This is a genomic window from Cryobacterium sp. MLB-32 (assembly GCF_000738085.1).
Taxonomy (GTDB): Bacteria; Actinomycetota; Actinomycetes; order Actinomycetales; family Microbacteriaceae; genus Cryobacterium.
In genome coordinates this window covers 1-7,239 of sequence record NZ_JPRS01000105.1, presented here as the reverse complement: position 1 = coordinate 7,239, position 7,239 = coordinate 1, and the positions used below count along the sequence as shown (strand labels likewise).

General features: G+C 66.1%; 6 protein-coding genes and 1 pseudogene. 1 reads left to right on the top strand and 6 read right to left on the bottom strand.

From position 1 onward, the window contains the following. The 5 genes from JF66_RS21750 to JF66_RS11575 all read right to left on the bottom strand — a co-directional run. A partial coding sequence (locus tag JF66_RS21750) for a protein-glutamate O-methyltransferase CheR (protein ID WP_197059399.1) occupies positions 1-549 on the bottom strand: 549 nt, incomplete at its 3' end. After that, complete coding sequence (locus JF66_RS11590; protein ID WP_051973459.1) at positions 546-1,583, bottom strand: chemotaxis protein CheB; 1,038 nt, start codon at positions 1,581-1,583, stop codon at positions 546-548. The genes JF66_RS11590 and JF66_RS21750, both read right to left, overlap by 4 nt. Continuing rightward, entirely contained in the window at positions 1,580-3,634 is a 2,055-nt protein-coding gene (locus tag JF66_RS11585; protein ID WP_051973458.1) for a response regulator, read from the bottom strand. The genes JF66_RS11590 and JF66_RS11585 overlap by 4 nt, the downstream gene beginning before the upstream one ends. Further along, positions 3,631-4,095, bottom strand: coding sequence for a chemotaxis protein CheW (locus JF66_RS11580; protein ID WP_035878077.1), 465 nt, complete (start codon positions 4,093-4,095; stop codon positions 3,631-3,633). The genes JF66_RS11585 and JF66_RS11580 overlap by 4 nt, the downstream gene beginning before the upstream one ends. Next, positions 4,092-5,945 (bottom strand): methyl-accepting chemotaxis protein, encoded by a 1,854-nt coding sequence (locus tag JF66_RS11575; RefSeq protein WP_035878075.1) that lies wholly within the window; start codon positions 5,943-5,945, stop codon positions 4,092-4,094. Before JF66_RS11575 ends, JF66_RS11580 begins: the two co-directional genes overlap by 4 nt. A gap of 254 nt (positions 5,946-6,199) precedes the next feature. Between JF66_RS11575 and JF66_RS11570 the strand changes: the two genes are divergently transcribed. After that, positions 6,200-6,895 (top strand): DUF1294 domain-containing protein, encoded by a 696-nt coding sequence (locus tag JF66_RS11570; protein WP_051973457.1) that lies wholly within the window; start codon positions 6,200-6,202, stop codon positions 6,893-6,895. On the opposite strand, the pseudogene JF66_RS11565 reads toward JF66_RS11570, so the two are convergent. Continuing rightward, a pseudogene (locus tag JF66_RS11565) lies at positions 6,896-7,239 on the bottom strand (phospholipase); the annotation flags it as partial.

Sequence of the window (7,239 nt, the reverse complement as noted above, 5' to 3'; positions counted from 1 at the left end):
CAGCCCAACGACTCGGTTCCGCAGTCGTTGACTGATTTCCCACTCGTCGCCCACCTGAATCAGATGGCGCGACATCCGCTCGGTCGACAATCCCGCAATTTCCCGGGTTGAATACCGTGCCTCGGATGTTCGTCTCACGGCCTCTGTCGATACGTCCGAGGCAATGACGCTGCCCGCGATTCCTTGTTCTTCGAGCAGCATTGCCAGGCTGTAGGCCTCCTGACCGTTGGCGCAGCCGGCGCTCCACAGGGTAATCGGCTGTGTGAGGACGGGAAGGATGTTTCGCGCGAGCACGTCAAAGTAATCCGGATGCCGGAAGAAACTCGTCTCCTGCACGGTGATGCGGTTGATGAGGTTTTGGCGCAACGACGGACGGGCAGTCAGCTCCCGGTAATAGCCCTCGGGGCTGAGCCCGAGCGCAGCGGCCTCATCACGAATACGTCCTCGGAGCCGGGCGCGGTGGCTCGACGCTGTCTGGAGGCCGACCGTCGCTTCCAGCAGGGCCGCCACGAGGTCGATAATGGCGTCCGATGGGTCCACGGCCATCATGCCTGCACCAGGGCCGAGGCCCGCTTGATAGCCGGCGCGAGCTGATTCAGGGGCAGCAGGCTGCTGAGCGCCCCGAGCTGCTGCGCGGCCTGCGGCATCCCGAAAACCGCGGAAGACGCTTCGTCCTGGCCGAACGTTTGCCCACCGGCGCGCTGCAATGCCAGCAGGCCCCTCGCCCCGTCATCGCCCATTCCGGTCAGGATCACCCCCACGCCGGCGGACCCCGCGTGGACGGCGACCGAGCGAAAAAGCTCGTCAGCCGACGGCCGGTGAAGCGTGACCGGACCCGAGGACAGTTCTGTGCGGAGGCCTGCGGCCAGCCTCAGGTGCTTGTGTCCGGGAGCCAGATAGACGTGTCCGGGTTGCAGTATTTGGTCGTGCGTTGCCATCTCCACGGGCAACGCCGATTCCCGTGACATCCAACCCACAAAACCGTCGATGAAATCCGGATGCAGGTGCTGCACAACCAGAATCGGGGCGCGCAGCTCCTCCAGGCCGGCCAAAACCTCGGCCAGGGCTCTCGGGCCGCCGGTCGACGCCGCGAGCGCAACGACGGCCTGCCGCACGGAGGGTGTCGAGCCGCGCCGAGCCGAGCGCGCCAGATGTCCGCGCGGATGCCGAATGGCCTGGACCGTGCTCAGCCGACGGATGGTGCGCCGCAACTGGGCTTCCGCATCCGCGTTCCACTGGGTCGGGGTGGGAAGGGTCTCGAGCGCCCCGGCGACGAGCGCTTGAATCGCCAGCAACGACTGTCGATTCTCGATCCGCGGCGACAGCACGAGAATGGGTGTCGGCCTGAGCGCCATGACCAGTTCAATGAAACGCTGCCCGGTGCCATCGTCGGTGCTCAAGCTCAGCACGATGACGTCGGGCGCCTCCCTGCTCACGACACGCACCGAGACCGCCCCGGTGACCGTCTGAGCGCAGACCACCACCTCACCCCTGACCTGCAGGGCACGGGTCAGTGCGCCGTTCCGGCTCGGGGTGTCCTCCACGATCAGGACCCGCACTGCGGTGGCATCACAGCGGGTCATGGCCTCACTCCGATCACGCGGTTCACGGCGAGGAGGAGGCTGCCCTCGTCGACCCCGCTCTTCAGGAGGTAGCCGTCGGCACCCACGTCGAGTCCGCGCCGATGGTCAGCATCGCTCGCCCGCGAACTCAGGATCAACACCGGGATGTTGGCCAGGGAAGCGTGCGAGCGCACGGCCTGCGTCAGTTCAAAACCGTTCACATTGGGCATCTCAATGTCGGTGAGGATGAGTTCACACGGTTCCTGGGTCAGCTGCGCCCAGGCATCCGCTCCGTCGACCGCCACCCGAACGACAAACCCGGCCCGTTCAAGGATATTGCGCTGAAGTTCGCGGATGGTCAGGGCGTCATCAACCACGAGGATTCGCTGCGCGGACACCGTCGACGTGGGTGACCGCGACGGCAGGAACCGGCCAGGACCCGTTGCGCGGGCTCGCTGGATGAGTCCGGGTGGGTCGAGCACGATCAGCACCGAGTCATCCGGCTCGACGCTTGCGCCGGCGATGGCCGGAAGATGAACCATGAGGCCGCTGAGGCCTTTGACCACGACGTCGCGCTGGCCCATGAGCCGATCTACCTGGAAGCCGTGTCGACGGTTCGTGTCGGCCAGAACCACGATCGGTCCCGTGCAGGGCTCGCTCGACGGCAGGCCGAGCGCGTCGGACAGCGTGGACACAGGGATGGGCTGCCCGTCGAGCACGACGACCGGTCCCCCCTCGGAACTGGACCCGTTCGTCGGGTCATAGCGCTGCGACACCACCACGCGGTGAAAGGGCAGGGCGAAAACCTGCCCGCTGGATTCCACGAGGAGGCAGCGCATCACGGCGAGGGTGATGGGCACGATAACGCGAAATTCGGTGCCCCGCCCCAGGAGCGACACCACCTCGACACGACCATGCGACGCTTCAACGCTTGTTCGAACCACGTCGAGGCCGACCCCGCGACCGGACACGTCACTCACGGAAGTCGAGGTGGAGAGTCCGGCCCGAAAGATGAGGTCGGTGAGCTCGGCCTCGTCCATTCCATCGGTGTCGATACCACGTCGTTCGGCCTGCTCCCTGACCTGGCCGGTGTCGATGCCGGCGCCGTCGTCGCTCACAACGATGATGACCTCGGACCCCACCTGCATTGCATGCAGGGCAATGGCGCCTTCTGCCGGCTTGCCCTGCGCCGCTCTGACCTCGGCTGACTCGATGCCGTGGTCGACCGCATTGCGCACCAGATGCAGGAGGGTCTCGGACAGCGCTACCAGCACCCCCCTGTCCAATTCGGTGTCTGCCCCCTGCACGTCCCAGTGCACGGGTTTGCCCTCGGCGCGCGCGAGGTCGCGAACGGCGCGCTGCAGCCTGTCGGTGATGGTCGCCAGGGGCACCATCCGAGTGCGCATGGCGCGATCCTGCAGTTCATTCAGGGTGCGGGACAGCTCGGTGAACTCATTCGTGAGAGTGGGATCCACTCCGAAGGTGTCGATCATCATCCGGCCGAGTCGGAGGTGAGCGGATGCGGACTCGCCGATCAGCCGCACCATCTCGTCGAGCCGCTCCAGCGGGACCATCACGACGGCGCTGGATTCGGGGGCCTGGCCGGGCGGAAGCGGTTGGAGACCCGGAGCCTTCGGAGCCTTCGGTGCCTCCGGTGCCTCTGGTGCCTCTGGTGCCTCTGGTGCCTCCGCGGCACGATCCGGTGCCGTTATCGGCGTCCGCCCCGCTGCGGCGACGGCGGGCCCCGCAGCGACCGAATCGAGGATGCACCGGCTCAAGCGGTCGGCCCCGGCGAGGAGCAGATCGATGATGTCGGGTGTGACCACGTGTCGCCCCGCCCGGAGATCGTCAACAACTTCCTCAAGCTCATGCGCGATCGCGCTGATCTCGGGCAGCCCGGCAACGGCGGACGATCCCTTCAGCGTGTGCAATTCCCGAAACACGGAACGGATGAGAGTCTCGTCTCCGCCGTTCTTCTCCAGCTCGAGCAGAAGCTGTTCGAGGTGAGCGAGTCGAACGTCGGCCTCCTGAACGAAGAGCGCTCGAATCTCCGCCAGCTCAAGCCCGCTCATCGGCGGACGCCGTTCGTGGAGACCCCGGCGCGGGCGATCTCGCGTCGGGATCGTTCTCCCCCGTTCCGCCCACCGGCCAGGAGCGTGTCGAGGTCGAGCAGAACCACGACCTGTCCACCCACGATGTAGCTTCCGTCGGTGCCCGACAACACGGAGGGGCCAACGCATTCACCGAGACTGGCGCGCTCGGGCAAGGCCGTTGATGTGAGCCCGACCAGTCCCTCCGGGGATTGCAGAACAAGCACGAACGCACACGGCTCCGCGGCACCCAGGCCGAGCAGGGCACTCGTGTCGAGCAGCGGCACGATCTGGCCGCGCAGGCTGAACAGGCCGAGCACGGTTGAGGGGCCCGTGACCAGCGGCGTCAGCATCGGTGCGGCCACGACCTGCCGTACACGGTCGACGGGAACGGCGTAGACATCAACCCCCACGGGGGCGAGCACGACGTGCAGTTCGGTCATGGGCGATTGCTGCTGACGTCTGCGGTGGCTTTGAGGTTCTGCGCCAATTCCGCGAGGTGGTTGGCCGAGCCGGCGATCTGCCGAGCGGTCAGGGATACCTGGCGGCTGGCATCCGTGAGCTGTTCCATCGTCTCAACCACCTGGGCGGTCGCGCTGCGCTGCTGCTGGGTAGTGAGGCTCACCTGTTCATTGGCGTCGGTGACGGCCTCAAGCAGGATCAGGCCGTGCTGCATCTGTTTGGCACCGGTTTCCATCGCTATCACGGTTGCATTGGTCTCGCGCTGCACCGCCGCAACGATCACGGCAATGTCCCGAGAGGATGACTTGGACCGCTCGGCAAGGCGTCGCACCTCGTCCGCAACAACCGCAAACCCGCGGCCGTGCTCGCCCGCCCGGGCCGCCTCGATCGCGGCGTTGAGGGCGAGCAGATTGGTCTGGTCCGCGATGTCGTTGATGAGAACGAGCAGCGCGTCGATGTCAGTGACCCTTTCGGCGAGGGCGACAGTGCGCTCGCTCGACAGGGTGATGCTGGTCTCGGCCTTTTCCAGGTTGGCGCGGGTCTCCGACGTCTGGCGCTCGACCGCATCGACGGTCTCCACGATGGATGCCGACGACCGGGCCAGTTCTTCTGTCGTGGCTGTCACCTGTGTGACGGCGGCACTCTGCTGGGTCGTGATGGCGGCCAGCTCCTCTGACGACGCGGAGAGCTCCGTCGCCGCCTGCGTCACCTCGACGCCGGCTGTGTCCAGTTGGCCGATGAGGGCCTCCATGGTCGACACCATCGTATTGAACGATTCCGCCAGAACGATCGTCTCGGTGGCCCCGTCGGGTACGGCACGCACCGCGAAGTCGCCCTCGGTCACCCGCTGCGCCATGGCTGTCAACCGACTGATGGGACGTACGGCTCTCATCGCCAGGCCGATCGACACGACGAGGGCCAGTACCGCGCCCACGGCGACGAACAACAGGGCCTTCCACCTCTGCTCGGCCACGGGGGCCAGCACGTCGTCCGCCGTCTGGTTCACGACGAGAACCCAATTCAGATTCTTCACGAAGTCGTAGCCGCCGATGGTGTCGACGCCGTCGGCATCAACGAATCTCGCCCAGCCGGAGCCTTCGGAACTGAGGGCATCACGTGTGGCCTGGTTGTCGATCTTCCTGCTGAGCACACCGGCACTGAGCAGGGCACTGATGTTGTCCGCCGTGATCCTGCTGTCAAAGATCAGATTGTTCTCAGCGTCGGACACCTCGATCCGGGCACTCGTTTCTCCTCCGGCGGCGAACTGCTTCGACAGCTCCAGGGGATTCAGATTGGCGACCACGGCGCCTCTCACGGTGCCGTCCGCGTTAAGGATGGGCTCGGCCAGAATCCAGTCGATGCCGCCCTGCCTTTCCACGAAAGAGGTCGTCACCGCCGTACCGGAGATCACCTGCGGGAACCACGGCTCTCCGGCGACAGACAGCTCGGTGCCCGGCGGACTCGAGGACTGAACCTTGCCCGCGGCGTCCGTCACCGCGATCATCTGATAGGCGCCGTCCGACGCCCCCACGGTTGTGGCCACGAGTTGGGCGGTGTCAGCGTTGTCGAGCTCGCCCCTCACAGATTCAGCGATGACCATGATGTCGGCGTGCCGCCCGTCAATCCAGGCGTCCACTTTCACGGCGCGCGTAGAGGCAAGAGAGACTCCCTCGTCCTGGGCGGCCGCGGTAAGGGCAGCCGACGAGCTCGCCGTCATGAGCAGCGCCAGCACCACCATCAGGGGCAGCGCCACGGCGAGCATGGCGGCCACGAGCTGCGCACCGAATCGACGAGGAACGATGTGCCAGCGCTCGCGTCCCAGGGTGGCCATGTCGTGCACCGGTCTTTCTGCTGCGCATGATTCGCGCGGACCACGGTGCAGTCTGTAGGCCCAGTCTGCTCAGCGGCTCGCCTCCGGCCGAGACGCCCCTGTCGATCACACGTGCGTCGCCTCCGCAATAACCAAGGAGGTTATCAGAAGCAAATTTAGCATGATACCGCATAATCTATACTGAAAAAACACAGTCATTACCCCAGAACAAGGGCCAATTGTGGGCGGCGTGCCGACGCAGTTACGCTCTGACCATGGGTCATGCACCGAGAAGAGCGGACGGCACGCTCACGTCATGGAACGACGACCGCGGCTTCGGATTCATTACGCCCGTGAACGGCGGGGAGAACGTCTTCGCGCACATCACGGCCTTCGCGCCGGGCGACGGGCGGCCGAAGCTCGGCGCGGCTCTGAGCTTCGAGGTGGAGATCGCCGAGGGCAAGCGGCAGGCCGTGCGCGTGCGCTCGGCGGGCCGCTCTCCGGCCATCGCCCGGAATCAACAAGCGCCGCAGTCGCGCACGGCACCGCGCAGCTCGCGTCCGGTCGCCGGGAGGGCGAACTACCTCGCCATCGTGGTGTTCGTGGTGGGGCTCGGAGCGGTCAACGTCTTCTGGCCGGTGTCGATCTGGGTCATCGGCGTCTACGTGCTGGCCAGCGTCGTGTGTTTCATCGCTTACGCGGTCGACAAGTCCCGCGCGCAGTCGGGCGGCTGGCGCGTGTCAGAGAAGACCCTGCACACGCTGGAGTTCCTTGGCGGCTGGCCGGGCGCGATCGTCGCCCAGCAGGTGCTCCGCCACAAAACCCGGAAGGCGAGCTTTCGCTCGGCCTTCTGGGTGAGTGTCGTCGCCAACCTGCTGGTGTTCGCGCTCGTCACCACGCCGATCTTCGCGCTGGTCACCGCGCCGGCATTCCGTCTGTTCACGGAATGGACGACGCGGCCCCCGTTCTGATCAGTACCAGTTATTTGCTTGCGAGTGCGCCCACGCGGCGCATGGCGTGCCGTACGAGGAAGCCTTGATGTACTCGAGGCCCCAGGCCACCTGGGTGGAGGCATTGGTGGCCCAGTCGGTTCCGGCCGAGGCCATCTTGCTGCCGGGCAGCGCCTGGGGGATGCCAGTGGCGCCACTCGGGTTGTAGGCCTGGTAGTTCCAGCCCGATTCCTTCTGCCACAGCTGGTTCACACACGAGAACTGGTCGGCTCCCCAGCCGTACTTCGAGGAAGCGAGGGACTGGGCGAAGGCCTTCGCTCCGGCCGGCGTGTTGGTCACGGCGAGTGCGGCGACGCGGGCGGCCT